At 68.2% G+C, this 25891-nt stretch carries 19 protein-coding genes and 1 pseudogene; 12 read left to right on the top strand and 8 right to left on the bottom strand.

Features of this window, described 5'->3' with window-relative positions; translation table 11 throughout:
• Positions 1 to 16 precede the first annotated feature (16 nt).
• Genes ACMYLB_RS01575 through ACMYLB_RS01565 form a run of 3 tightly spaced genes read right to left on the bottom strand, consistent with a single transcriptional unit; the run spans position 17 to position 6239 of the window.
• Complete coding sequence (locus tag ACMYLB_RS01575) at positions 17 to 2335, bottom strand: DEAD/DEAH box helicase (RefSeq protein ID WP_415909236.1); 2319 nt, start codon at positions 2333 to 2335, stop codon at positions 17 to 19.
• 3 nt (positions 2336 to 2338) lie between these two features.
• Complete coding sequence (locus ACMYLB_RS01570) at positions 2339 to 3682, bottom strand: ATP-binding protein (protein WP_415909235.1); 1344 nt, start codon at positions 3680 to 3682, stop codon at positions 2339 to 2341.
• A complete protein-coding gene (locus tag ACMYLB_RS01565) occupies positions 3651 to 6239 on the bottom strand; it encodes a TerB N-terminal domain-containing protein (protein WP_415909234.1) in 2589 nt (862 codons plus the stop codon). Before ACMYLB_RS01565 ends, ACMYLB_RS01570 begins: the two co-directional genes overlap by 32 nt.
• A gap of 222 nt (positions 6240 to 6461) precedes the next feature.
• Between ACMYLB_RS01565 and ACMYLB_RS01560 the strand changes: the two genes are divergently transcribed.
• Positions 6462 to 7421: an aldo/keto reductase gene (locus ACMYLB_RS01560; protein WP_415909233.1), complete on the top strand. Its 960-nt coding sequence runs from the start codon at positions 6462 to 6464 to the stop codon at positions 7419 to 7421.
• A 31-nt stretch (positions 7422 to 7452) separates the two neighbouring features.
• Positions 7453 to 7884, top strand: a complete 432-nt coding sequence (locus ACMYLB_RS01555) for a GreA/GreB family elongation factor (RefSeq protein ID WP_415909232.1) — start codon at positions 7453 to 7455, stop codon at positions 7882 to 7884.
• A 23-nt stretch (positions 7885 to 7907) separates the two neighbouring features.
• On the opposite strand, the gene ACMYLB_RS01550 is transcribed toward ACMYLB_RS01555, so the two are convergent.
• The 3 genes from ACMYLB_RS01550 to ACMYLB_RS01540 are packed head-to-tail and all read right to left on the bottom strand — an operon-like array spanning position 7908 to position 10245.
• Positions 7908 to 8258, bottom strand: a complete 351-nt coding sequence (locus ACMYLB_RS01550; RefSeq protein ID WP_415909231.1) for a hypothetical protein — start codon at positions 8256 to 8258, stop codon at positions 7908 to 7910.
• The gene (locus tag ACMYLB_RS01545; RefSeq protein WP_415909230.1) at positions 8255 to 8827 is read right to left on the bottom strand and encodes a hypothetical protein; all 573 of its coding nucleotides are present in this window, start codon (positions 8825 to 8827) and stop codon (positions 8255 to 8257) included. Before ACMYLB_RS01545 ends, ACMYLB_RS01550 begins: the two co-directional genes overlap by 4 nt.
• Positions 8824 to 10245, bottom strand: a complete 1422-nt coding sequence (locus ACMYLB_RS01540; RefSeq protein WP_415909229.1) for an alpha-amylase family glycosyl hydrolase — start codon at positions 10243 to 10245, stop codon at positions 8824 to 8826. The genes ACMYLB_RS01545 and ACMYLB_RS01540 overlap by 4 nt, the downstream gene beginning before the upstream one ends.
• A 511-nt stretch (positions 10246 to 10756) precedes the next feature.
• Between ACMYLB_RS01540 and ACMYLB_RS01535 the strand changes: the two genes are divergently transcribed.
• The 7 genes and pseudogenes from ACMYLB_RS01535 to ACMYLB_RS01505 all read left to right on the top strand — a co-directional run bounded on the left by ACMYLB_RS01535 (position 10757) and on the right by ACMYLB_RS01505 (position 20398).
• Positions 10757 to 13519 carry a TonB-dependent receptor gene (locus tag ACMYLB_RS01535; RefSeq protein ID WP_415909228.1) on the top strand — a complete coding sequence of 921 codons (2763 nt, stop codon included), beginning with the start codon at positions 10757 to 10759 and terminating at the stop codon, positions 13517 to 13519.
• A 109-nt stretch (positions 13520 to 13628) separates the two neighbouring features.
• On the top strand, positions 13629 to 13940 hold the full coding sequence (locus tag ACMYLB_RS01530; RefSeq protein WP_415909227.1) for a hypothetical protein: 312 nt from the start codon (positions 13629 to 13631) through the stop codon (positions 13938 to 13940).
• A pseudogene (locus tag ACMYLB_RS01525) lies at positions 13889 to 14218 on the top strand (alpha-glucosidase); the annotation flags it as partial. The gene ACMYLB_RS01530 and the pseudogene ACMYLB_RS01525, both read left to right, overlap by 52 nt.
• Before the next feature lie 183 nt (positions 14219 to 14401).
• Positions 14402 to 15955, top strand: coding sequence for a TIM-barrel domain-containing protein (locus ACMYLB_RS01520; RefSeq protein ID WP_415911137.1), 1554 nt, complete (start codon positions 14402 to 14404; stop codon positions 15953 to 15955).
• Between the two features lie 91 nt (positions 15956 to 16046).
• Entirely contained in the window at positions 16047 to 17618 is a 1572-nt protein-coding gene (gene malQ / locus ACMYLB_RS01515) for a 4-alpha-glucanotransferase (protein ID WP_415909226.1), read from the top strand.
• Between the two features lie 55 nt (positions 17619 to 17673).
• Positions 17674 to 18993, top strand: coding sequence for an MFS transporter (locus ACMYLB_RS01510; RefSeq protein ID WP_415909225.1), 1320 nt, complete (start codon positions 17674 to 17676; stop codon positions 18991 to 18993).
• Positions 18994 to 19009: 16 nt separating this feature from the next.
• Positions 19010 to 20398, top strand: coding sequence for an alpha-amylase family glycosyl hydrolase (locus ACMYLB_RS01505; protein ID WP_415909224.1), 1389 nt, complete (start codon positions 19010 to 19012; stop codon positions 20396 to 20398).
• A gap of 268 nt (positions 20399 to 20666) precedes the next feature.
• On the opposite strand, the gene ACMYLB_RS01500 is transcribed toward ACMYLB_RS01505, so the two are convergent.
• Complete coding sequence (locus ACMYLB_RS01500) at positions 20667 to 21752, bottom strand: helix-turn-helix domain-containing protein (protein ID WP_415909223.1); 1086 nt, start codon at positions 21750 to 21752, stop codon at positions 20667 to 20669.
• A gap of 142 nt (positions 21753 to 21894) precedes the next feature.
• Here ACMYLB_RS01500 and nadA point away from each other — a divergent pair, with 142 nt between their 5' ends.
• From nadA to ACMYLB_RS01485, 3 genes are all read left to right on the top strand, one after another.
• Entirely contained in the window at positions 21895 to 22944 is a 1050-nt protein-coding gene (nadA, locus tag ACMYLB_RS01495) for a quinolinate synthase NadA (protein WP_415909222.1), read from the top strand.
• Positions 22945 to 23026: 82 nt separating this feature from the next.
• A complete protein-coding gene (gene nadC, locus ACMYLB_RS01490) occupies positions 23027 to 23878 on the top strand; it encodes a carboxylating nicotinate-nucleotide diphosphorylase (RefSeq protein WP_415909221.1) in 852 nt (283 codons plus the stop codon).
• Between the two features lie 86 nt (positions 23879 to 23964).
• Positions 23965 to 25617, top strand: a complete 1653-nt coding sequence (locus ACMYLB_RS01485; RefSeq protein ID WP_415909220.1) for an L-aspartate oxidase — start codon at positions 23965 to 23967, stop codon at positions 25615 to 25617.
• 54 nt (positions 25618 to 25671) lie between these two features.
• On the opposite strand, the gene ACMYLB_RS01480 is transcribed toward ACMYLB_RS01485, so the two are convergent.
• The gene (locus tag ACMYLB_RS01480) at positions 25672 to 25875 is read right to left on the bottom strand and encodes a hypothetical protein (protein ID WP_415909219.1); all 204 of its coding nucleotides are present in this window, start codon (positions 25873 to 25875) and stop codon (positions 25672 to 25674) included.
• Positions 25876 to 25891: the final 16 nt, after the last annotated feature.

Genomic DNA, 25891 nt, shown 5'->3' with positions numbered 1-25891 from the left:
CGGAACGAGCGCGACTTCAACGCCAAAGCTCCGTGGATGTGCGCACAGCCTGATCAATCGCAGCGCGTGCGCCGGACAGATCAATGCGATCGGAGGCGTTCATCTCGTCGGCGACGTCGGGAAGCAGAAGCTCGTCGTATTTGTCGAAGGATTTCACCTCCATTCGCGCGGCGAGTTCGACCGCGGAGAAATGCGCTTGGCTCAGTCCAACAACAATCTCCCGGAACGAGCTCACGCTCGGAGCAGCGATGGCTAGACAAAGTTCATCGTAGTGATGATCGTGGCCGGCGCATTCGAGGAGGAGTCGCAGGGTGCGGAAAATTTTGGTGCCAACCCAAGGATACCAAAAGACGACTTTGCCGGCCGGAACGATACCGGAAGTCGAAGCACCGCTCGCGCGGGCCGCGCGGCGGGCGGCTGCGAGTAGTTGAAGCGCGGCGGTGTCGGCGAACGGCGGCAGTTCATCGGAACTCAGCAGGGTGCGCATTTCAGCGAAGATGCGGCTGTCGATCTCGCCGCCTTCGCCGACGAACAGCGGCGGCACACGTTCGGTGGTCGGTGCGACCCACACGGTTTTTTCGGCTGGGCTGACTTGATCGACGCGCCAGCGGCGGCCGTTGAGGATGAAGCACTGTGTCTCCGGCGGGACGGTGTCGGCGGGCATTTCGCCGACGGTCTCGTCGCCATGTCGAACCGTGAACACTTCGTTCGAGGCGAAAGCGGCGTAGAAATCGTGCTCGGCGGTGAGGCGCTCGCCGTGGAGGGCCAGAATGATTTCACCGGAAGGTATTTGCTCGACCACGGCGCGTGCCGCCAGTCCGCGCAGGACGCGGACGAAGAGCGGCTGGTCCACGCGGCGAAACGGTCCGCGCCGGCAAAGTTGATCGAACAAAGCGTGGGCCGGCATGCCGCCGGTCTGGCGCAGCACGCTCATGATTTGATGGACGAGTGTGCTCAGGTGGAGACGTTCCGTTGCCGGCGCTTCGACCCAGCGGTCCAGCATCAGGCGAACGACCGCGAGTGTGCGCAGCAGGCGCGGGTAAAGCAGGTCGGTCAGACTCGAATCGACGCGGGGAGTCTCGTCGCGCACGTAAAAACGCATGCGGGCGGCGTCGCCGCGCCGACCGGAGCGGCCGAGGCGTTGCATCGCGGCGGCGACGCTCCACGGCGGATCGATCTGGCCGACGGTGCGGACATCGCCGAGGTCGATGCCTAGTTCGAGCGTGCTCGTGCAGAGCGCGGTGGTGGGCAGCGCGGCTTCTCGCAAGGTTGCCTCGACTTCCTCGCGCACGCTGCGGGCGAGCGATCCATGATGAACGTGAAACGGATCGTGTCGCCATTGTCCGGCGCGCGCCTTTGCGTGGAGAAGGTCAGCCAACTCCTCGAGCGTGCGGCGGCTGTTGCCGAAGAGGAGATTCTTGCCGTCTTGAAAATGCGCGGCGACGTCGTCCGCAATGTCATCGATGGCGTCGCGCGGCAGTGTGTCTGCGTCGCGCGGATGCAGACCGAGGCTCGGGCCGAGATCGGCGATCGGCGCGGCAGATCGCCAGGCATCGCCGCTCACGTTCTGCGCAACGATGCCGGCTTCGGCGGGCGTCAGTCGGCGGACGAGTCTGATTCCTTGCTGTAGGCGCGGGCGTTCGAGATAGGCGCGCAGGCCGAGGCGGATGTTGCGGCCCCGGCCCGCTTCGACGATGAGACGCACGCGCTCGGGCGCGTCGGGACGGAGGAATTGTTGCGCGAGCGTGGGTTGGCCGAGAGTGGCGGAAAGGCCGACGAGGCGCGGCGAGCATCCCGCCGCGGCGCAAAGCCTCGCGATGAGGCTGCGCAGGTGCATGCCGCGCACGCCATCGACGAACATGTGCAGTTCGTCGATCACGATGAAGGCGGCTTGCGCGTAGATGCGCGGCAGCGCGCGGCCGTAGTTGACGAAATTCGACTCGAGCGACTCGGGGGTTATTAGCACGACGCCGGACGGGTGTTCGCGAAATGCCTTTTTCTCCGTGGCCGAGACGTCGCCGTGCCAGCGACGAATGGGAATCTCGAGATCCGCGCACAGCGCATCGAGCCGCCGCCATTGATCGTTGATCAGCGCCTTCAAGGGGCTGACGTAGATCGCGACGCGGGTGCGTTGCTCGTCGAGCCGAGAGAGAATCGGCAGGAACGCGGCCTCGGTTTTTCCGCCGGCGGTGGGGGCGGTGACGATCGCGTCGTCTTCGGATTCGAGCAGCGTGTGAATCGCGGCGGTCTGGATCGGACGCAGTGACGTCCAGCGCAGGCGGTGGATCGCCTGTTGGACGCCGGTGCTCAGCAACTGGAAGGCCGGCGCGGCCACGGCTCAGAGCTTGAACGCCGCGAGATCGTCGCCGTCGGTTTCGGCGGCGACTTCACCGGCGGCGACGGCTTCTTCGGCGGAGAGCGGCGCGGCGGGCTTGCGGATGAAATCGGTCTTCATGAGAGCGCGCCAGTCGGCGCCAGAGTTTTGCTCGAGCAGATTGATCAGGCCGACGAAAGAGCGGACGACATCGCGCGGCGTTTTGAAGAACTCGGCGCCGAGCACTTCATTGGCGCGGTGCAGGACGGCTTCGATAGCGTCATCGCCGACGAGACGCCGAGCGGGGTCACCGCTGGCGTGGACGTTCACGATATTCGAGAGGAGCACGAACATATCCTCGGCGGTCAGGCTCGGAAGTCGGATGACGGGGCCGGCGAGATCGGTGACGCGGCCGGTCGCGAATTGGTTGTCCGCCAGGCGCGAGTGCAGTGCCTCGTAACTGAACAGGCCGCGGCGCCGGTCTTCGAGAAACTCGTCCGTGCCGGCGAGGAGAAACCCGATGCCCTCGGCGCCGCCCTGAAAGCAATCGTTCAGGATGGTGAGCAACGTCTCGTAGTTGGTCTGCCGGGCGCGGGAGCTGGGCAGGCGATGAGAGAGCACGACCATCTCGTCGAGGCAGACGTAGAGACCAGCATAGCCAGCTTTGCGGACAAACGCGGCGAGGAGTTTCAGCATCGCGTAGTAATTCTCGTCATCGACGATCTCTCGGACGCCGAGATCCTGCCGGGCTTCGGTCTTGGTGGAATATTCACCGCGGAGCCAGCGCAGCGCGGCGGTCTGGAGGGCGTCGTTGCCGGCCGCGAATCCTTCGTAGTATTTCGCGAGCACTTCGGCGAAGGCATAGCCGCCGACGAGGTCGTTGATGTCGCGGAGATCAGCACGAATTTTTTGCGCGACCTGCTCGTCGGTGCCGCCGGTGGATTTGACCGCATGTTGGACGTTGGCGATCCAGCCTTCGCAAACGGAGCGGAGCGCGCCGCCCTCTGGTTTGGCCTTGGTGGCGAGATTGCGCACGAGTTCGGAGTAGAGAGAGCGCGCTTGACCACCCGAGGCTTGAAGCCGCCGATCCATCGTGATGTCGGCCGACGCGACGACGAGGCGCTTTTGCAAGGCAAGGTTGCGCGTGAGGGTGAGGAAGAAGCTTTTGCCTGCCCCGAAGCGCCCCACGATTATGCGGAACGCGGCACCGCCGCTTTCGATGCGCTCGAGATCCTTGAGCATCGCGGAGACCTCCTGCTTGCGGCCGACTTGGATGAGGTGCAGGCCGATCTTAGGCACGAGGCCGGCTTGGAGAGACTGGAGAACGGCGTCGCGTTCACGCGGTTTGATTTTGAGTGCGTGCGTCATGGGGAAGGAGTTCGCGTTGGATTTCGATCGGGTCTTCGCCGACGAGGAGGAAGTCGCCGAGCGTGTCGTCGGCCCACTCGTTGATGGCGGCATAGGCGGCGTCAGGCATCACGTTCGCTGCACGCGCGGCAGCGTTGAATTCGGCGCGGGACCACGGCCCTGATCGCGCCACAAGCCCGATCAGCAGCGGTGCATACATCGGAGTGAGCGTGGCACACCACGCGGGGATATCGGCCGCGACGAGCGATGCGGGGGCGATTTCGGTCGTCGGGTTGGCGGGCTCCGGCGTGGCGGTCGGTTCTGCTTCGGCCATCGCGACGGAGAGAATGTGGATGACTTCGCGTGTCTCGGCGGTGAGTTGCCGGAGGCGTTCGCGGTCGATGGTGAAGGTCGGCACTGCCGACGCCGCGCCAGGAATCGGTTCGCGGGGTTCCTCGGGTTCTGCGGTGGAAACCTGCGTCTCGTCGAACCCGGCGAGGTAGCGTTCGAATTCGTCCTGGAGCGCCGCGGAGAGTCCGAGAGCCTTGAAGATGCGTTGGAGCGCGCGGTCTTCGGTTTTGGTGACGATGCCGTCGGCAGAGGCAAGGCGGCAGAGCATCTGTGCCACCGCTTGCGCTTTTTCCGCGGGCACAGCTTTGGCGATTTTCGTCACGCTGGCGGGGGCGCTGTCCTGGTTGCGATTCAGGAGGGCGGTCCAAGCGCGCAGACGGGTGCGCTCGGGGGCGGAAACGGGAGCTTGATCGACGAGGAGTGAGATGACCTCGTTTTCGCGGAGATCGAAGGAGCCGTCGGCGCTCGCGATGAACACCGCGAGTTGCACGGCGCCGCAATGGCCGAGAAAGTCCGGCGAGGGCGATTCGGCTGCGCCGCGGAAGAGCACGATTTCTTGTTCGGCCGCGAGCGAAGAGCTGTGGTGCCGCGGGTCGGGCTCGATCTGCCAGCCGAGGATTTCGAGAGCGGTGGCGAGAGTTCGTGACTGAGTGGGCGTGTAGGTTTCGCGTGCGGACTCGCCGAAAAATGCGAAGAGCGGCGCCGCCGTGCTGAAATGGAAGTCGCCGTCCTTGGCGGCGGTGGTGAGAAACTCCGCGAGTTGCGCAGCGGGACCGGCCGCCTCCGATCGACGCAATTCGGCGGGGAGCGCAGCGAGAGTGGCGAGATCGACGGATTTTCCCACCGCCCGAGCTTTCGCGCGCATGTAACCCAGGAGGCTGCGGCAACATTCGTTCCAAAGCGCGACCAAGCGCGTGCGTTCGGCGGCGGGGATCTCGGCGAACTGCGTGATCGCGTCGAGTTCGCCGGAATCGGCGGCATCGCGCAGCGCGGCGCTCGCAGGACGATAACGGATGCGGACGGGACGCGATCCGGGGTGGAGCGTCAGTCCGTGCGGAAACTCCGTGGCGAAACGCTCGCTGAACATCCGACGGAAATCTTCGGGCGACCGCGTCGTGACGTTCGAGCGCACGGCGTCGGGATCGTGATATGCGATTTCACGGGCGACTTCGTCTGGCACGCGTTCGCCGCGCGTGGCGAGATTGCCGAGGATCAGGTGCAGTTCGTCTTCATCGACGACGCCCTGTTCGAGTCCGAGAATCCAAGGCCAGAGTTCGGCGTAGCGCGACTCGCCTTGGCGATGCGCCCAGAAATGCAGCAGTTGGCAGAAGTAGCTAGGCAGCGATTTCGAGCGACCGTGTGGCGCGTAGAGCGTGATGAGGTTGGCGATCTCATGGCCGATTTCCGGAGCGTAGTCCTTCTCGATCAGCACGCGGCGTTCGAGACCGTAGAAAAACAGAAAGAGATAACCGAAGTTGCGGGTCGCGGGATTCGCGTCGCGGCGGCCATTGGCGAGCCATTCGAGATAAGCGCCGCGTTGCGCCGGCGTGATGAAGGCGTAGGCCGGCCAATAGGGCAGCTCCAGGCCGAGCGCTGATTCAGGGGAGCGGACTTCCAGATCGACGTTGATGGCCGAGGGTTCGAAGACGTCGCACGCGCCGCCTTGGACATAGATCAGGCTCGACGGCAGCGTGTAACCGTGGAGATCGACGGATGTATTCGCCGACAACCAGCGCATTTGTTCGCGCGTGCGTTGCCTTTTGCGTGCAGCGGGCGCGTTTGGTGCTCGTTCCAGTGGGGTTCTCCTTGGAGACGAACTCGGCGTTGGCGGAGGTGCGGGTATTTCCTCGGACCGGTTCGCGCGAACGAAAAAAACGATAACGCCAGCAATCAGAAACCCCCAAAAAGCGCCAGCCCCGCCGCCAAGAGCAGCGCCGATCACGAGGGCGATGACGAACAACCAAAGCACAGGCTTGCGTCCGTGGCCCTCGAACGTTGGACGCATCAAATCAGCGCCGAAGCCTTGAGCAAGGTTTCTTGCCAGGCTGGCAACATGGCTGAGGCGGTCGCGCTTCTCCACGTCGCGGTGCTGACCGCGAGGTAGCTGGCAAACGCGCGGATCGAGATCGCCGCGCAAGAAACGGCGGGCGCGGCGCGCGGAACGCGTCCGCCGCTTGACAGCGGAAAAAGCGCGGCGCACGTTCGCGGGCGAACCATGTTGCTGCACGCGTCCATCGCTCTCGGAGTGCCCGCGATCTTTCCGAAGGATCCCGGTGCGGCCGGGGCGTGCGCGCGCGACTGAGTCGTCGCGCCCGCCGGGCCGGCACCGGGGCTGATCCGACGCGATCCGCCGAGGGCGGATCGACCCATTTCCGCGGCGGCGACGCGCCGGCGCGGAGCGATCTAACCACCCCGACGGCGCGAACGCCGTCCGACTTCCGGTCCCGACATGAATCAACGCAAATTCGGCCGCACCGACCTGCGGGTGTCCGAGCTCTGCCTCGGCGCGATGCAGTTCGGCTGGCTGACCGATGCCTCCACCACCTTCGCCATCCTCGACGCCTTCCACGCCGCGGGCGGCAACTTCATCCAGGCCGTCTCCGACGGCACGCTCGGCGCCGACGCGCCGGCGGCGCTCTGCCGCTCCGAGGAGCTGCTCGGCGCCTGGCTGCGCGACCGCCGCGTGCCGCGCGAGACGCTCGTGCTCGGCACGCACGTGCGGCTGGTGCGCGCGCCCGGCCAGAGCGCGCCGGCCTTCGCGGCGCGCGTGCGGGCGGAGATCGCGGGCATCCTGCGCCGGCTCGGCACGCCGTATCTCGACCTGCTCGTGTGCGAGTGGGGCGAGGTGTGGACGCCGCCCGACGACGCGTTGCGCGCGCTGGAGGAATTGCGCCGCGCCGGCATGCTCCGGCACGTCGGCGCCAGCGGCTTCCCGGCGTGGCGGCTGATGGAGTGCCTGTGCCACTCGCTGCGCCGCGACCGGCTGCGCTTCGAGGCGGCGCAGGCACCCTACTCCCTGCTCGAGCGCGCGCCGTTCGAGCCCGAGCTGCGCGACCTGGCGCGCGAGCACCGCCTCGCGTTCGTCGCCCAGTCGCCCCTGGCCGGCGGCGTGCTGGCGGACCGCTTCGTGGCCGCGCCCGACACGGCGCGGGCACGGCGCCTGCAGGCGCGCTACGGCGGAGGCGGCGCGCTGCTCGAGCGTCTCCGCGCCGTGGCGCTCGCGCACGACGCCACGCCGGCCCAGGTCGCGCTGGCGTGGACGCTGCGCCACCCCGAGGTCACCGCGACCCTCCTCGGCTGCGCGCGCGTCGAGCACGTGCACGAGGCCGTGCGCGCCAGCCGGCGCGGCGACCTGCTTGCGCCGCTCTGGACGTCCTTCGCCACCGCCGCGGTGTCCGCGGCGGAATGAACCCAACCCGAAATTCAAGACCAACCAACGCATGAAGACCTCACCCTCCATCCATGTTTCCTCCCACGACCACGAAGTGCTGCAGCTGCTGCTGAAGTCGCTCGAGCGCCAGCGCGAGGCCTGCGACCGCCTGCGCGGCGAACTGCAGCGCGCGGTCGTGTGCGACGCGGCGACGCTGCCGCCCGGCACGGTCGGCCTGAACAGTCGGGTGCGCCTGCTCGACCTCGACCGCGACGAGGTCGAGGAATACGTGCTCACCATCCCCGCGGCCGCGGATCCCGAGCGGCAGCGGCTGTCGGTGCTCGCCCCGGTCGGCACGGCGCTGCTGGGCTACCATGTGAACGACGAGATCGCGTGGCCGACGCCCGGCGGCACGCGGCGGCTGCGGATCCTCGCGGTCGCGCCCGAGCCGCCGGCGCCGGCCTCGCCGCTCGAGACGCTCGTGCCGGGCTGGCGCCGCTGAGGCGGGACCGCCCGGTCCGGCGCTCAGTCGCGAACGGTCACGGTCGTGCCGCCGCTGAGCGTCGTGCCGGCGAGGTTGTGCACGGCGACGCGGTAGCTGCCGCTCTGCGCGGCGGCGTGCGGCACGTCGTAGGTCGGCGCGGTGGCGCCGGGGATGGCCTCGCCGTCGCGATACCACTGGTATTCGAGGTCGCCGGAGCCGCGGGCGGCGGCGGCGAGGTGCAGCGCGGCGCCGGGCGCGACGGCGAGCTGGGCGGGCGGTTGCGCGGTGAAGGTCGGGCTTTGCGCGTGCGCGATGCCGAACTGGATCGTGGTCGGAACGACGGTGATGCCGCCGACCTGGGCGGCGGCGGTATGGCCGCGGAGATCGTTCACGGTGGTGATGAACGTGAGCTTCTCGTCCGGGGCGAGGTCGGCGGGGGCGTCCAGAAGACGCGGTAGGGAGGCGCGTCGTCCGTGCCGAGCAGCTCGACCTGGCCCGGGCGCGAGGCGCGCTGCAGCACGAACGTGACCTCGGCGACGCCGTCGCCGCCGGTGACCTCGGCGCGGAGCTCGCGGCGCGAGGGAAACACGAGGTTGTCGATCTCGCGGGCGTTGAAGGCGAGTGCCGCGCCGGCGGCGGGGGTAACCAGGGCGATGGCGGGGGCGGCGGCCGGCGCCGGGAGTGGGCGGGCGGCGCGCCAGAGGGCGAACTGGAGCGGGGCGAGCGAGACGCGGACGGCGCCGTGGGCGTCGGCGACGAGCGGGGCGTCCGCGGCCGGGTCGGCGGCGCGCGAGGCGAAGAGCGGGACGAGGTGGGCGCCGGCGGGCTGGCTCGTGGGCACGCTGGCGGTGAGCGTGGCGGTGCGGGAGGCGTTGAAGACGGCGACGTATTCCACGAGTTCGCGGCGTTCGACGCGCGAGAAGGCGAAGAGCGCCGGCTCGGCGGTCGGGCGCAGGATCATGGCGCCGGTGCGGAGGGCGGCGTGCTCGCGGCGGAGTTTTCCGAGCTGGGCGAAGAGGCGGTAGAACGGGTGGGTCGGGTCGAACTTGTCGTCGGCGCCGGTGCGCGTGGTGGCGAGGAGCCGGGCGTTCCGGTAGGCGGCGGCCTGCGGGGGAACATGTCCTCGCGCGCCTGCTGGTCGTTGCCGCCGGCGCCGAGCATGCCCTGCTCGTCGCCGTAGTGGAGCGTGGGCATGCCGCGCGCGAAATACATCAGGCCGTGGCCGAGGCGGGCGAGGTCGGCGATCTGGTCGAGCGGCGCGCCGGGGTTGTCCTGGAGGAGGAAGTAGCCCCAGCGGCCGATGTCGTAGTTGCCGAGCAGGGTGACCGAGGAGTGGACGTTGCTGTCGTGGTCCGTGTAGTAGTCGTCGCGGAGGAAGAAGTCCTCGAGCGCGGCGGCGGGTCCGCCCTGGGAGATGAATTTGCGGGCGGCGGCGGCGAAGCCGAAGTCGGTGGTGGAGTCGGCGGGGAGGGAGCCGGTGGAGAACTCGCTGAGGTAGGCGACGTCGCCGACCTCGTTCATGACCTCGCCGAACTGGAGGAAGTCCGGGCGGCCGAGCGCGCGGGCCCGGGCGCGGATGGCGGGGTTGAAGGCCTGCCAGAACGCGGTGTTCACGTGGCGCATGGTGTCGATGCGGAAGCCGTCGACGCCCCAGTCGAGCCACTGGCTGAAGATGTCGATGAAGCCGCGGACGACGCGCGGGTGCTCGTTCATCGGGTCGTCGAGGCCGACGAAGTCGCCGTGGACGGCGCTCTCGCCCTGGAAGGTGCTGTTGCCGCGGTTGTGGTAGAGGGTGACGTCGTTGAGCCAGTCGGGATTCTTGGCGTGCTCGAGGCCCGGCGGGACGACGGGGACGTAGGCGAAGCTGCGCTCGGCGGAGAGGGCGGGGAAGGCGGCAGGGTCGTTCAGGCCGTTGTAGGCGACGGCGCGTGCGTCGAAGGGCCGGCCCTGGGCGTCGCGGTAGGGGGCGGTGGTCTGGTCGATATAGGTGAAGCGGCCGCCGCGGTATTTGATGATGTCGCCGGTGTGGTTGACGACGATGTCGAGGTAGACGCGGAGGCCGCGGGCGTGGGTCTGGCGGATGAACTCGCGGTAGTCGGCGTTGGTGCCGAGGTGGGGGTCGACGTTGAGGAAATCGATGGGCCAGTAGCCGTGATAGCCGGCGGAGCCGTCCTGGACGGGGTTGTTCCGGTAGGGCGGCGTGGTCCAGATAGTGGAGACGTTGAGCCCCTGGATGTAGTCGAGCTTGCCGGTCAGGCCGGCGAAATCGCCGCCGTGGTAGTAGCCGATGCGGGTGGGATCGAAGCCGTTTTGCTCGGGGCCGCCGGGGAGGTGGCCGGTGTCGTTGGACGGATCGCCGTTGGCGAACCGGTCGGGCATCAGGATGTAGATGGTCTGTCCGGCGCCGGGATGGGTGAAGCGCGCGAGGGCGACCGGCGCGACGGTCTGGGCGTGGGCGCCAACGAGGGAAACCAGCCAACACGCGACGCACGCGCGCCACGGACGGGTCGAAGGGGGAACGTCATGGGGAGTGCAGCCACGTTCGCGTCCGGGGCCCCGGCGGTCAAACGGGCGCGCCGTGACAAGACTTCCATGCCCTTGAAAAAACTTAGGCGGAGGCCGCCAAAACCGGGTTGGCGCGGACCCGCGGTCGGGGTCGCGCCGCGGCCGCGGCGGGTTTTCAGAGGGAAAGTGCGCGGCGGAGGACGGCCGAGGCGCGCCCTCGCGGGCATCTAAGAGTTTTCCGGCGCATCTCGGTTTTCTGCGCCGAAAGCGAATCGCGACCCGCGCCGGACCGGATTTCCTCGGACTATCCCCTCACGGCGCCTGCTGTTGGCGCACCCCCCTGTTAACCCCCGTCTCGCTGCGGTTGGATTTTTATCCCCCCACCATGCACACCCACAACCATCAGAAATCGCGCCGGTTCCTCACTCGAGGACTGGTCGCCGGCCTGCTGCTCTCGCAGACGGCCTTGTCGGCTTACGCGCAAGCGGCGGCCGCCGATGAAAAGAAGAAGGACGACGATGTCGTCATTCTCGATGCTTACAAGGTCCGCGCGGGCTTCAGCGGCTCGCTCGCGGCCGCGGCCGAGAAAAAGCAGGCCGCCGTCAACATCACGGAAGTGATCGCGCCGGAGGACATCGGCAAGCTGCCCGACGTCTCCATCGCGGACTCCCTCACCCGCCTGCCCGGTCTCGCCGCGCAGCGCACCAACGGCCGCAGCCAGCAGATCAGCGTCCGCGGGCTCGCCGCGGATTTCACGGTCGGCACGCTCGGCGGCCGCGAGCAGGTTTCGACGAACCTGAACCGCGCGCTCGAGTTCGACCAGTATCCGGCCGAGCTCTTCGACGGCGTCGTGGTTTACAAGACCGCGGCGGCAAACCTCATGAGCCAGGGCCTCGCCGGCACGATCGACATGCAGACCTACAGCCCCCTCAGCAAGGGCAAGCGTCAGGTCAACATGAACGCCTACTACAACTGGAACCAACTCGGCCAGCTCACGCCCGGCGTGAGCGCGAAGGGCGAGCGTTTCGGCCTCACCTACATTGACCAGTTTGCCGACGGCAAGGTGGGCGTCGGTCTCGGCGTCACCTACTCGAAGACGCCGTGGGCCGGCCAGCAGTTCCAGGCGTGGGGCTACCCGACGGACGCCAGCAACAACTACGTCCTCGGCGGCACCAAGTCCTACGTCCGCAACTCGATCCTCGACCGCAAGAGCCTGATGTTCGTCCTCGAGTTCAAGCCGAACGAGCACATCCACGGCAAGATCGACGTCTTCAAGTCCGACTTCCAGGAAAAGCAGCTGCTCCGCGGCATGGAAATCCCGCTCTGGTGGAGCGGCGCGCAGGCGCAGGCCGGTGCCACGATCACCAACGGTCTCGCGACCAACATGGTTTTCAACAACGTCATGCCCATCGTGCGCAATGACGTGTTCGTGCGCGACGCCTCCCCCACGTCCGTCGGCGCCAATCTCAAGATCAACGAGAAGTCCGAATGGCCGATCGAGATCGACGCCGGCTACTCGAAGATCAGCCGCGACGACCAGAACCTCGAGACCTACGCCGGCATCAGCCAGCGCGGCACGCCCTTCACCACGGCCGACACCGCCACCGTGAAGCTCGTGCCCGGCGAGATTCCCACGATCACCATGGGCAAGAACTACGCCGACGGCAGCATCCTGAAGCTCTCCGATCCGCAGGGCTGGGGCCCGGACTCCCTCCCCGGTGGCGGCATGTATGGTTACCTGAAATATTTCAAATCGAAGGACGAACTCGGCCAGATCAAGGCCTCCACGAAGCACGAGCTGCCCAAGCTGTTTAAGGAAATCGAGGCCGGCGCCTTCTTTGGCGAGCGCTACAAGCGCGAAGGCGAAGGCCCCTCCGGCTACATCAACTCGAAGGGCACCGTCACCATGACCATTCCGCCGAGCATCGGCACGACCGACATGAGCTTCCTCGGCCTTGGCCGCATCTACGCCTTCGACCCGCTCGCGGCCTACGACGGCGGCATGTATGGCTTCACCGCCAACAACGACACCGGCATCGTCGCCAACCGCTACGACGTCGACGAGAAGATCACGCAGGCCTACGTGCAGCTGAACATCGACGCCAAGTGGGGCAACATTCCCGTCTCCGGCAACATCGGTGTCCGCGGTATCCACACCGACCAGAAGTCGAAGGGCTACTCCGCCAGCGGCAACCAGCTCAACCCGGTCTCCGCCGGCGCGACCTACAACCAGGCCGCCCCGAACCTCGCGCTCAACTTCAAGCTCCGCGAGAACACCGTGCTGCGCTTCAGCGCCGCCCGCCAGTATGCCCGCCCGCGCATGTATGATATGCGCGCCTCCCGCACGTGGAGTTACGATCCGACCTTCGCCACGTCCTCCGTCACCAGCCCGTGGAGCGGCAGCGGCGGCAACCCGAACCTGAAGCCGTGGGCGGCCAACTCCCTCGACCTCTCGCTCGAGCACTACTTCGCCGACAACAAGGGCTATGTCTCGCTCGCCGGCTTCACCAAGAAGCTCACGAACTACATCTACGAGCAGCAGTCGGTCGTCGACTTCACCGGTTACCCCGTCCGCAGCGGTCCCGAGCCCGTGCTCCGCCAGGGCGTCGTCTCCCAGCCGGTCAACGGCCAGGGCGGCACGATCAAGGGCCTCGAGGCGACGCTCTCGCTGCCCTCCGAGCTGTTCTTCAAAGACATCAAGGGCTTCGGCATCTGGGCCAGCGGCGCCTACACCGACTCCAAGATCAAGCCCTTCGGCCCGACCGGCCCCGACATGCCGATCGCCGGCTGGTCGCGCAAGGTCGCCACGGTCACGGTCTACTACGAGCGCCACGGCTTCTCCGCGCGCATCAGCGAAAAGTATCGTTCGGCCAACCGCCAATACATCACCACGTTCGGTCCCCCGAGCCGTGGCGGCGACGTCAACCCGAACGGCGGCTTCTCCGTCGCCCAGCCGGAAAAGACCGTCGATGCTCAGCTCAGCTACACCTTCGAGAAGGGTCCGCTCAAGAACCTCACGCTGCTCGCCCAGGCCTACAACCTGAACAACGAGCCGCTGGTCACCTTCGACAACAACGATCCGCGCCGCGTGATCAACTATCAGAAATACGGTGCCTCCTACTCGGTCGGCGCCTCCTACAAGTTCTGATCGCACGGGACAGCCCGTCCCGGTTTGTTTCCGCGCGGCCACCAGTTCAACGCTGGTGGCCGCGTCATCTCCGCCTCTGTCTCAACCCGTTTCCGCCGTGCGCTTCCTCGTGTGTGCCCTCGCTAGTTCGCTCGTCCTCAGCCACGCCGTCATCCTCGCGGCCGACCACACCACCCTGCAGCCGATCGGGGCCGTCGCCGCGACCGCCCGCACCGCGCAAGGCGTCCTGCTCACCGCCGCCGACGGCTCGACCGTCGCCGTGAGCGTCTTCGCACCCGACCTCGTCCGCGTGCGCACCCTTTCGCCGGGCAGAAGCCCGCGCTCGACCACTCCTGGGCCGTCGCCAAGACCGACTGGCCCGCCGTCCCCTTCCAATTTTCCGAGGACACCGCCGCCGTCACGCTCGCCACCGCCGAGCTGAAGGTCGTCATCCAACGCGACCCGCTCCTGATCGAATTCCGCGACGCCGCCACCGGCCGCGTCCTCAACGCCGACGCCCGCCCGATGGCGCGCGATCCGCAAACCGGGGCCGTCGGCGCGGCCAAGAAACTCGGCTACGAGGAACACTTCTACGGCCTCGGCGAGAAGGCCGCGCGCCTCGACCGCCGCCGCGGCAAGTTCGTGATGTGGACCTCCGACACGCCCGGCTACGTCGAGGGCACCGACCCGATCTACCAGAGCATCCCCTTCTACGTCGGCCTCGAGGCGAGCGTCGCCTACGGCCTCTTCTACGACAACGCCTGGCGCTCCACCTTCGAGTTCGGCCACCTCACCCAGGAATCCGCCAACTACACCGCCGACGGCGGCGAGCTGAACTACTATTTCTTCGCCGGTCCGTCGCTGAAGAAGATCGTCAGCCGCTACACCGAACTCACCGGCCGCATGCCGCTGCCGCCGCTCTGGTCGCTCGGCCACCAGCAGAGCCGCTACAGCTACTATCCGGACAAGCTCGTCGAGCACATCGCCGACCAATACCGCGCGCACGACCTGCCGCTCGACGTCATCCATCTCGATATCCACTACATGGACGGCTACCGCGTGTTCACGTGGGACAAGTCGCGCTTCCCCGACCCCGCCGGCTTGGCCCGCTCGCTCGCCGCGAAGGGCATCCGCCTCGTTACCATCGTCGATCCCGGTGTGAAGTTTCAGCCCGAGGGCGGCTACACGCCCTACGACGAGGGCCTCGCGAAGAATTTCTACCTCAAGCAAACCGACGGCTCCGTTTACGTCGGCGAAGTCTGGCCCGGCAAATCCGTCTTCGTCGACTACACGAAGGAGGACGCGCGCCGCTGGTGGGGCGAGCAGCACCGCGCGCTCACCGCCGCGGGCGTCGCCGGCATCTGGACCGACATGAACGAGCCGGCCGACTTCCGCGACCCGAGCGGCAAGCTCCACGAGAACATCCGCTTCGACGACCTCGGCCAGCACACGCCCTACAACGGCCTGCGCAACACCTTCGCGCTGAACATGGCCCGCGCCACCTACGAGGGCCTCCAACGCTTGCAGCCTGACCGCCGCCCGTTCGTCATTACGCGCGCCGGCTACGCCGGCATCCAGCGCTACGCCGTGAAGTGGACCGGCGACAACAACGCCACCTTCGCCTCGCTCTCGCTCAACGTCCCGATGTTCGCCTCGCTCGGCCTCAGCGGCGAAGCCTTCGTCGGCGCCGACATCCCCGGCTTCATCGGCCGCGGCGACGGCGAGCTGCTCGCGCGCTCCTACCAGATCGCCGCCTTCTCGCCCTTCTTCCGCAACCACACCGCCATCGACAGCTACGACAAGGAGCCGTGGCGCTTCGGCGCCTACTACGAGGACATCGCCCGGAAGTTCATCAAGCTCCGCTACGCGCTCCTGCCCTTCATCTACACCACGATGGAGGAGGCCGCGCGCACCGGCGTGCCGCTCTTCCGCCCGCTCGTGCTCAATTTCCAGGACGACGAGAACACCGCCACGATCGACGACCAGTTCATGGTCGGCGACGCGCTGCTCGCCGCCCCCGTCACCCGCGCCGCCCAGCGCGAGCGCGAAGTCTACTTTCCCGCCGGCACCTGGTTCGACTACTGGAGCGGCGCGATCATCGCCGGCGGCCAGATGCGCAGCGTCGCGGTGCCGCTCGACCACCTCCCGCTCTACGTGCGCGGCGGCTCGATCGTGCCGTCGACCGTCGCCATGCGCCACACCGGCGAGAAGCCCTGGAACCCGCTGCGCTTCGACGTCTATCCCGACGCGCACGGCGCCGCCACCGGCTCGCTCTACGAGGACGACGGCCTCTCGCCCGCCTACCAAAGGGCGCGCTGCGCCGCACCACCCTCACCTTCGCCGACCGCCGGCTCAGCCTGCGCGCCGCGGGCGCCTTCCAGCCGCCGGCGCGCGAGTTCGAGATCGTCGTCCACGGCGTCACGGCCCATGCCGTGTTCGTCGACGGCGCCGCGCTGACTGCCGATGCGTGGTCGCGCGGGACCAACGACACCGTCACCCTCCGCCTCCCCGACAACGGCCAGGCCCGCGTCGTCGAATTCCGCTGAACATGGAAGCCGCTCCCGCCTCTTGGTTGAACATTCGCGCCGCCGGCGTGCTCGCGCACGTCTCGTCCCTGCCGGGCGACTACGGCATCGGCAACCTCGGCGCCGGCGCCCGCGGCTTCGTCGACTTCCTCGCCGAGGCCGGCGTCCGCTACTGGCAGATCTGCCCCATCGGCCCGACCGGGTTCGGCGACTCGCCCTACCAGCTCTTCTCCGGCCGCGCCGGCAACCCCTACTTCATCGACCTCGGCGAACTGAAGGAGGAAGGCCTGCTCACCGACACCGAGCTCGTGCCGCTGCGCGCGCTGCCTGCGAGCCAGGTCTTCTACGGCGCGCTCTACGAACGCTTCTGGACCGCGCTCGCCAAGGCCAGCGACCGTTTTTCCGCGAGCGGCAAGGACGAGATCGACGCCATGGGCTCGTTCAAGGAATTCCGCGCCGCCAACGCCGGCTGGCTCGAGCCCTTCGCGGACTTCATGGCGCTCAAGGCGCACTTCCAGGGCCGCGCGTGGACGACGTGGCCGACCGAACTGCGCCGCTGGACGCCGTCGCTGCGCGCGCTCTTTCCCGACGCGGTGAAGAAGGAGGCGGAGCGCCACGCGTTCTACCAATACGTCTTCTTCGGCCAGTGGGACCGCCTGCGCCGCTACGCCGCGCGCCGCGGCGTCGGCATCATCGGCGACGTGCCGATCTTCGTCGCGCTCGACAGCGCCGACACCTGGGCGCACCGCGAGGTGTTCCAGCTCGACGCGGACGGCCAGCCGACGGTCGTCGCCGGCGTGCCGCCGGATTATTTCTCCGCCCTCGGCCAGCTCTGGGGCAACCCGCTCTACGACTGGGAATACCTGCGCGGCACCGGCTACCAGTGGTGGATCGACCGCCTGCGCGCGGCCTTCGAGCTCTACGACATCATCCGCCTCGACCACTTCCGCGGCTTCGACACCTACTGGGAAATCCCCGCCGACGCGCCCGACGCCCGCACCGGCCAGTGGCGCACCGGCCCCGGCGCCGCGTTCTTCACCGCCATCCGCGTGGCGCTGCCCGATGCCAAGATCATCGCCGAGGACCTCGGCTACATCGGGCCCGGCGTCGTCGCACTCCGCCGCGGCGCCGGCCTGCCCGGCATGAAGATCGTGCAGTTCGCCTACGGCCACGACGCCAACAACGCCAACCTCCCGCACTACTACCCGCCCGACAGCGTCGCCTACACCGGCACGCACGACAACGTCACCACCCGCGGCTGGCTCGAGTCGCTCACCGAGCCCTACGCCGGCAAGGTGGCCGAGTATTTCTCGCTCAACGGCAGCGCGAAGTCCGCCTGGCCGATCATCCGCGCCACGCTCGCGACCGTCTCGCGCCTCGCCGTCATCCCGATGCAGGACCTGCTCGACCTGCCGGCGAGTGCGACCTTCAACCGCCCCGGCACGATGGACGGCAACTGGGTCTGGCGCTTCACCGCCGACGATCTCGCGAAACTCCGCGCCGACAAAGTCGCCACGCTCAAGCACTGGATCCAGCTCTACGACCGCACCGGCGACCGCCCGGTGCGCGACTACAGCGAGCCGCCCGCGCATTGAGCGCGCGCGGTTCCCGCCGCGTGCCGCGTTTTCGTTTTCCAACCCCGTTGTCCGAATGAAAGACCTCAAACCCCTCACCCTGCCCGCGATCTGGAACATGAGTTTCGGCTTCTTCGGCATCCAATTCGGCTGGGGTCTGCAGATGGCGAACATGAGCGCCATCTACCAATATCTCGGCGCGTCCGAGGGCGACATCCCGATCCTCTGGCTCGCCGCGCCGCTCACCGGCCTGATCGTGCAGCCGATCATCGGCTACTACAGCGACCGCACCTGGCACAAGACGCTCGGCCGCCGCCGCCCGTATTTCCTCGTCGGCGCGATCCTCGCCAGCCTCTGCCTGCTCGCCATGCCCAACTCCGGCGCGCTCTGGATGGCCGCGGGACTGCTCTGGATCCTCGACGCGTCGGTCAACGTCAGCATGGAGCCGTTCCGCGCCTTTGTGGCCGACCTCATGCCGCCGCACCAGCGCCAGGTCGGCTTCGCCATGCAGAGCCTGCTCATCGGCCTCGGCGCCGTGCTCTCGTCCTCGCTGCCGTGGCTGCTCACCCAGCTCGGGGTGACCAACGATGCCGCGCACGCCGGCGCCATCCCGCAGTCCGTGCGCCTGGCGTTCTACATCGGCGCGGGGGTCTATCTGCTCTCCGTGCTCTACACCATCGTCACCACGCGGGAGCACCCGCCCGAGGCGGAGCCCGCGGCGAAAGACGCGGCCGCGGCGCCGATGGGCTTCGTCGGCGAGATTCTCCACGGCATCTCGCACATGCCGCACGTCATGCGCCGCCTCGCCGTCGTGCAATTCTTCACCTGGCTCGGCTTGTTCTGCATGTGGATCTACTTCGGGCCGGCGATCGCGCACGGCGTCTTCGGCGGCCAGCCCGGTTCGCCGGCATACCAGCGCGGCATCGAGTGGGGCGGCGTGTGCTTCGCCACCTACAACGGCGTGGCGTTCGCGGTCTCGTTCGTGCTCGTCGCCCTGGCGCAGCGCGGCGTGCCGGCCAAGGCCATGCACCGCGTGGGCCTGCTTTGCGCCGGTGCCGGCCTGCTCTCCGCCGGCTTCGTGCACGAGCCGAAGCTGCTGATCGTCTCCATGGTCGGCGTCGGCATCGGCTGGGCCACGATCCTCTCCATGCCCTACGCGCTGCTCTCGAACTCCATCCCGCCCGCGCAGATGGGTTTCTACATGGGCGTCTTCAACTTCTTCATCGTCCTCCCGCAGATCCTCGCCGCCACCGTGCTCGGGCCCGTCGTGCAGCACCTGCTCGGCGGTCGCGCCATCGCTGCCGTGATGGTCGGCGGCGCCAGCATGCTCGTCGCCGCGCTCGCGTTGCAGCGCGTGCCAGAGGCCGCGTCCACCCAGACGGTCTCGACCCTCTAATCCCCCCGCTTTCCCCATGATCCGCCGCCGCCCTGCCCTCTTCCTCGCCGGCCTGCACGCCGTCCTCGCCTCGCTCGTCTTCGCCGTCGCCGCGCCCGAGCGCGAGAAGCCCATCCCGAGCGCGATGCACACCGCCGTCGGCGTCCCCGCCTGGGCGCGCGGCAGCACGATCTACGAGATCAACGTCCGCCAGTATTCCGACAGCGGCAAGTTCGCCGCCGTCACCGCCGACCTGCCGCGCCTCAAGGCGCTTGGCGTCGACATCCTCTGGCTCATGCCCATCCACCCGATCGGCGAGCTCCACCGCAAGGGCCCGCTCGGCTCCTACTACGCCGTGAAAGACTACCAGGGCGTCAACCCCGAGTTCGGCACCGAGCAGGACCTCCGCGACCTCGTGAACGCCGCGCACGCGCAGGGCCTGCGCGTCATCCTCGACTGGGTGCCCAACCACGTCTCGCCCGACAACGCGCTGACGAAGACTCACCCGGAGTTCTTCTGGCGCGACGAGCAGGGCAACCTCACGCCGCCGCACGGCACCGACTGGACCGACGTCGTGCAGTTCGACTTCAATGCCCCCGGCCTCCTCGACTACCAGGCCGGCGTCCTCCTGCACTGGGTGAAGAACTTCGGCATCGACGGCTTCCGCTGCGACGTCGCCTGGGGCCTGCCCACGCCGTTCTGGAACGAAGTCACGAGGCGCGTCCGCGCCGTGAAGCCCGACGCGTTCTTCCTCGCCGAGGCCGAGCTGCCGCAGCAGCAGGTCGCCGCCTTCAACCTTTCCTACGGCTTCGACCTGCACCACGCGATGAACCAGGTGGCGCAGGGGAAAAAGTCCGCCAGCGGGATTGACGAGGCCTACGCGAAGATCCGCGCCACCTTCCCGCGCGGCGGCGCGCTGATGGTTTTCACCAGCAGCCACGACGAGAACAGCTGGGCCGGCACCGAGTTCGACCGCATGGGCGCGGGCTACGCGCCGTTCGCCGTGCTGACCTTCCTCCTCGACGGCGTGCCGATGATCTACAACGGCCAGGAAGTGAACCTCGACCGCCGCCTCGAGTTCTTCTCGCGCGACCCGATCGTCTGGCCCAAGGAGACGCCCCCCACCACGAAACTCTACCAGGTGATGACGAAGCTGCGGCGCGAGAACCCCGCGCTCCACACTGGCGCGCCGATGCGCCGTCTCGACACGACCGACAACGCGACGTTCTACGTCGTCGAGCGCTCGGCCGGCGCCAAGAAGGTCGTGGGCATCTTCAACCTCACCGCCAAGGACGCGAAGGCCGACCTCTACGACGCCGGGCTCACCGGCCGGTGGACCGACGCCTTCACCGGCGAGACCGTCGAGCTGAACGGCCTCGTGCCGCTCGACCTGAAGGGCTGGCGCTACCGCGTGCTGGTGCAGTGACGTAACGCCGGCGTCCCGTCCGCCGTCTCCCTTGTCTGAACCGCACGCGTCCGATCCCGCCTCGGGGTAACACAACCGGCCGCGTTTAGGTTCGATGCGAACAAAAGGCGCCGGTCTCGTGCCGGCGCCTTCTTGTTTTTCTCCGCGCACCTCCGGCGCCTCCGGTTCGTAGACAACTGGCGCGCCGCGCCTTCCCACCGTGTGGCTTATCCGCCCCAGCGACACGGCGGCCGGGCCGGGAAATCTCGCGGCGCGGCGGGCGTCGAAATCAGCGTTCGAACGCCGTCGCGGAGTCGCCGCTCGCGGCTTCACGACTCTTGTGCGGACCGGCGGCCGCCGGCGCGGCGGCGGGCGTCTCCTTCTTGTGCGGCACGCCGTGCGTGAAATCGACGTGGTCGTAGTAGACCGTCTTCGGCTGCTGCTCCTGCGACTGGCGTCGCGCGTCGAGCTGGGTGCGGAATTCCTGCGGCGTCATGCCCTTGTGCTGCTTGAAGACGCGGGCGAAATACGCCGGGTCGGCGAAGCCGCTGGCGTAGGCGATCTCGGAGATCGTCAGCTTCGTCGTCTCGAGCGCGAGGATGGCGCCGTCGATGCGGATGCGCTGGATGTAGTGCGTGAGGCGCTCCTTCGTCTCGGTGTGGAAAAGATGCGAGAGGTAGTCGGCCGAGCAGCCGAGCACCTCGGCGACGTGCTGCACGCTGAGGTCGGGATTGGCGAATTGCTCGCGCACGAGGCATTTCGCCTGGAAGACCTTGCCGATGTCGCTGTTCAGCTGGCCGCTGCCGGTCTCGACGATGTTGCGCATCAGGCCGAGCAGCGCGAGAAGCAGGCCCTGCAGCACGGCGTCGCGCGCCGGGCCGTGCATGTTGTGCGTCGAGGCGATGCTGTTGGCCAGGGTGAGGAACACGTCGAGGTTGGGCGCGTCGAAGAACTCGATCACCTCGATGTCCGGCTTGCCCGGGCGCGCCTCGTGCGCGAGGTGGATGCTGAGCGTGTTGTTGTAGAACCCGGCGACGAGGTTGCGGAACGACTCGCCGGCGGGCGCGCCGACCGTCTCGCCGTGCGGCACGCCGGCGGGGATGATGCAGACCTCCTCCGGACCGACGCGGAAATGCTCCTTGGGAAAATGGAAGTCCGTCCACCCGCGCACGCCGAGGAAGATTTCCGGCCGGTAGTGGTAGTGCATGCCGCGCTTGTTGAGCACCGGGCGCACCTCGTGCGGCACGCGCAGGAGGATGCGGTTGCGCTCTGCGAGCCGGATCGCGTGATCGAAAATCTGCCGCATCTCCGCGCGATTGTGCTGGCTCATCGAGCGGGCGGCGAACAGGGCGGACGGGGCCGCGTTGTCGGACATGACCAGGGGCGGGGTTAGACGGCGCAAGCCAACGCGCTCCCGGCCGAAACACAAACGGAAACACGGCGCCGCGCCGGGTGTATTGCCTAGGACGGACGGCAGGCTTTGACGCGGGGCGCGACTCGCCTACGGTGCGCCTTGAATGACCGTCACCGACCACGAACTCGAAGCCGAGACCGAGCGCCTGTTTCGCGCGCTCCTGCACGTCGATTGCGAGCCGGGCCGCACCTGGAACTACGACGCCTGCCGCCGCCTCGCCCCGCTGACGCTCGAGATCAACCGCCTGAAGAAGGAGAAGGACGCTGTCATCCTCACCCACTCCTACGTCGAGCCGGAGATCATTTACGGCGTGGGCGATTTCAAGGGCGACTCCTACTTCCTCAGCCTCAAAGCCCGGGAGGCGAAGGCGAAGATGATCGTGTTCGCCGGCGTCGTCTTCATGGGCGAGACCGCGAAGATCCTCTCGCCCGGCGCCACCGTCGTCGTGCCCGACCGCGGCTCCGGCTGCTCGCTGGCCGATTCGCTCACCGGCGACCAGTTGCGGCAGCTCAAGGCCGCCTACCCGGACGCCGCCGTCGTCTGCTACATCAACTCCACCGCCGACGTGAAGGCGGAGTCCGACGTCTGCGTCACCTCCGGCAACGTCTACGACATCGTCGCCGCGCTGCCGCAGCGCCGCATCCTCTTCGTGCCCGACCGCCTCATGGGCGAGAACATCCGCGCCGAGCTGAAGCGCCGCGGGGTCGACAAGGAGATCATCACCTCCGACGGCACCTGCATTGTGCACGAGGAGTTCACGCCCGCCGACATCGTCGAGGCGCGCGCGCGGTTTCCCGGCCTGAAGGTCGTCGCCCACCCCGAATGCGAGCCGGGCGTCGCCGCGCTCGCCGACTTCGTCGGCAGCACCGGCGCGATGATGAAATACGTCAAGAACACCGCCGCGCCTTATTTCCTCATGCTCACCGAGTGCGGCCTCGTCGGCCGGCTGCAGGTCGAGACGCCCGAGAAGCACTTCATCGGCGGTTGCCGCCTCTGTCCCTACATGAAGCTCAACACCCTCGAAAAGGTCCGCGACGCGCTCGCCGCCCCGCGCCCCGAGCAGATCGTCACGCTCGACGAGGACCTCCGCCGCCGCGCCCTGCGCAGCATCGAGCGGATGTTTGAAATGGCGGGGGGAACCCCGATCGGTTGAGAGTTGAGAGATGAGAGTTGAGAGCCAGCAGCGGCTCCGAGTCTCTCAACCTTCAACTCTCATCTCTCAACTTTTGTTTCCCATGCTCACGCCCCGCACCGACCACCTCATCGACCTCGCCCTCGAGGAAGACGCCGGCCTCGGCGACGTCACGAGCCGCGCGATCTTCCCCGCTGCGCACCGCAGCCGCGGTGTGATCGACGCCCGGCAGGAGCTCGTCGTCTGCGGCCTCGAAGTCGCCGCCCGCGTCTTCGCCCGGGTCGATCCCGCGCTGCAGACCAGGCTCCTCGCGCGCGACGGCGACCGCGTGAAGCCAGGCGCCCTCATCCTCCGCGTCGAGGGCCCGACCGCCGCGATGCTCACCGCCGAGCGCACCGTGCTGAACTTTCTCCAACGCCTCTCCGGCATCGCGACGCAGGCGCGGCGCTACGCCGACGCCGTCGCCGGCACGGGCGTGCGCATCGTCGACACCCGCAAGACCACGCCCGGCTGGCGCGCGCTCGAGAAATACGCCGTGCGCACCGGCGGCTGCGGCAATCACCGCAGCTCGCTCGGCGAGCACGTGCTGATCAAGGACAACCACATCGCCGCCGCCCGCTCGCTCGCGCGCGCGGTCGCGCTCTGCCGCGCCGCCGCCCCGCACGGCGCCAAGATCGAGGTCGAGGCCAAGACGCTGGCCGAGGTGAAGGAGGCGCTACGCGCCCGCGCCGAGATCATCCTGCTCGACAACATGACGCCCGACCAGGTCCGCGCGGCGGTGAAGGTGATCGCCGGCCGCGCCGTGGTGGAGATTTCCGGCGGCGTGAAATTCGACACGCTGCGCGCCTATGCGCAGCCCGGCGTCGACGTGATCAGCATCGGCGCCCTCACCCACTCCGCCGTCGCCGCCGACCTGAGCCTCGACGTGCAGCCGTTGCGGAGGCCCGCGCGATGAGCGGCTTGCCCGGCAGGGGCCGTTGCCGTCGACGGCCCAACGACGTTCGAGGGCGGTTGAGGACAACCGCCCCTACCCCTGCCCGCATGAGAACCATCGAAACCGATTGCCTCGTCCTCGGCGCCGGCCTGGCCGGCTCGGCTTACGCGCTGCACGCGGCACGGGCGGGGTTGCGCGTCGAACTGCTTTCGCTGGCGGAGCCGCTGGCCGCCAACAGCGACTGGGCGCAGGGCGGCATCATCTACGGCGCCGGCAGCGATCCGGCGCAACTCGCGCGCGACATCCTCGAGGCCAGCGCCGGCACGGCGAACCCGGCCGCGATCGACCAGCTCGTGCGCGAGGGCCCGGCGGCGGTGAAGGACCTGCTGCTCGACGAGCTGCACGTCGATTTCGACCGGCGGACGGACGGCGAACTGGACTTCACCCGCGAGGGCGGGCATCGCGAGCGCCGCATCATCCACACGCGCGACACGACCGGGCACTCGATCCTCGCCGCCGTCGCGGCGAAGGTGGACGCGACGCCCGGCATCACGCGCCGCACCGGTCACGTCGCGGTCGACCTGCTCACGCTCTCGCACAACGCCGCCGATCCGGCGCAGCGCTACGAGCCGCTGACCTGCTTCGGCGGCTACGCGCTCGACACCGCGAGCGGCGAAGTCGTCGCGATCACGGCGCGGAAGACGATCCTCGCCACCGGCGGACTCGGCGGGATCTTTCTCCACTCGACCAACCAGCCCGGCAGCGTCGGCCACGGCGTGGCGATGGCGTATCGCGTGGGCGCGCGCCTGATCGACCTGGAATACGTCCAGTTCCACCCCACGGTGTTCTTCCCGCGCGACGGCGCGCCGTTCCTCATCACTGAGGCGCTGCGCGGCGAGGGCGCGGTGATCGTCGACGCGCGCGGGCGGCGCTTCATGGACCAGGTGCACCCGCTGGGCTCGCTGGCGCCGCGCGACATCGTCGCGCGCTCGATCAGCCAGCACCTCGCGGCGACGGGCGACGCGTGCGCGTTCCTCGATCTCTCGGCGCTGAAGCCGGAGTTCATCCGCGAGCGCTTCCCGGCGATCCACGCCCGCTGCCTGGCGGCGGGCCTCGACATCACGCGCGAGCGCATCCCGGTGGTGCCGGCGGCGCATTTCTCCTGCGGCGGCGTGCACACGGATTTGCAGGGCCGCACGAACGTCCGCGACCTCAACGCCATCGGCGAGACCGCGTGCACCGGCCTCCACGGCGCGAACCGGCTCGCGAGCACCTCGCTGCTCGAGTGCCTCGTGAGCGCTCGTGCCGCGGCCAATGCGGATATCGTCGAGTTACTGAGCCGTGGCGGCGCGCTGGCCAATGTTCGTAATACGAACATTCCGATCGAGGCGGCCGCTCGGAAACCTCTGCCCGATGAGGAAGCAAATGTTCGTATTACGAACATTGCTCGTCCGACGCCACGCGAGTGGCGGAGTCCGGCGAAGGTGGCCGATCCGCTGCTGTTGCAACAGGACCTGCATCAGATCCGGCAGACGATGTGGAACTACGCTGGCATCATCCGCTCGCCCCGCCGGCTGGCGCGGGCCCGGCGCATTTTGCTCGAGCTGCGCGAGGACATCCAGGCGTTCTACCGCGACTGCCGGCCGACGCGGGAGCTGATCGAGCTGCGCAATGCAGTGCAGACGGCGCTGCTCGTCGTGCACGCGGCATCACTGAATCCGGTGAGCAAGGGCTGCCACTACGTCGCCGACGAAAACTAAAAGAGCCGGCCCATGAGGCCGGCTCCGAAAGGGAAGAGGCGGTGGGCGGGTGCCTCAGTTCTTCTTGGCGCGGGAGGAGAGCCAGAGCATGAGGGAGCCGAAGAGGGAGAAGATGATGCCCCAGGTGAGGTTCACGTTCTGGCCGAGGGAGTGCCGGGCGTAGATGGCGGGATCGGCCAGGAGGCCGTAGCCGACGAGGATGAGGCCGAGGGAGAGGAAGAGCAGCCCCATGGGCAGGCGAACGTCGAGTTGTTGCATGGTGGGATGGGGTTGG

Origin of the sequence: Oleiharenicola sp. Vm1, from assembly GCF_047777955.1 — a bacterium.
Taxonomy (GTDB): Bacteria; Verrucomicrobiota; Verrucomicrobiia; order Opitutales; family Opitutaceae; genus Didemnitutus.
The sequence above is the reverse complement of the archived record's forward strand: the minus strand, read 5'-3'. Positions and strand labels throughout refer to the sequence as shown.

Coding starts and splice junctions, on each gene's coding strand:
- ACMYLB_RS01570 (WP_415909235.1), bottom strand. CDS start 3,682: ATGACGCACGCACTCAAAATCAAACCGCGTGAACGCGACGCCGTTCTC.
- ACMYLB_RS01560 (WP_415909233.1), top strand. CDS start 6,462: ATGAATCAACGCAAATTCGGCCGCACCGACCTGCGGGTGTCCGAGCTC.
- ACMYLB_RS01555 (WP_415909232.1), top strand. CDS start 7,453: ATGAAGACCTCACCCTCCATCCATGTTTCCTCCCACGACCACGAAGTG.
- ACMYLB_RS01545 (WP_415909230.1), bottom strand. CDS start 8,827: ATGATCCTGCGCCCGACCGCCGAGCCGGCGCTCTTCGCCTTCTCGCGC.
- ACMYLB_RS01540 (WP_415909229.1), bottom strand. CDS start 10,245: ATGCCCGACCGGTTCGCCAACGGCGATCCGTCCAACGACACCGGCCAC.
- ACMYLB_RS01535 (WP_415909228.1), top strand. CDS start 10,757: ATGCACACCCACAACCATCAGAAATCGCGCCGGTTCCTCACTCGAGGA.
- ACMYLB_RS01520 (WP_415911137.1), top strand. CDS start 14,402: ATGCCGCTGCCGCCGCTCTGGTCGCTCGGCCACCAGCAGAGCCGCTAC.
- malQ (WP_415909226.1), top strand. CDS start 16,047: ATGGAAGCCGCTCCCGCCTCTTGGTTGAACATTCGCGCCGCCGGCGTG.
- ACMYLB_RS01510 (WP_415909225.1), top strand. CDS start 17,674: ATGAAAGACCTCAAACCCCTCACCCTGCCCGCGATCTGGAACATGAGT.
- ACMYLB_RS01505 (WP_415909224.1), top strand. CDS start 19,010: ATGATCCGCCGCCGCCCTGCCCTCTTCCTCGCCGGCCTGCACGCCGTC.
- ACMYLB_RS01500 (WP_415909223.1), bottom strand. CDS start 21,752: ATGTCCGACAACGCGGCCCCGTCCGCCCTGTTCGCCGCCCGCTCGATG.
- nadA (WP_415909222.1), top strand. CDS start 21,895: ATGACCGTCACCGACCACGAACTCGAAGCCGAGACCGAGCGCCTGTTT.
- nadC (WP_415909221.1), top strand. CDS start 23,027: ATGCTCACGCCCCGCACCGACCACCTCATCGACCTCGCCCTCGAGGAA.
- ACMYLB_RS01485 (WP_415909220.1), top strand. CDS start 23,965: ATGAGAACCATCGAAACCGATTGCCTCGTCCTCGGCGCCGGCCTGGCC.
- ACMYLB_RS01480 (WP_415909219.1), bottom strand. CDS start 25,875: ATGCAACAACTCGACGTTCGCCTGCCCATGGGGCTGCTCTTCCTCTCC.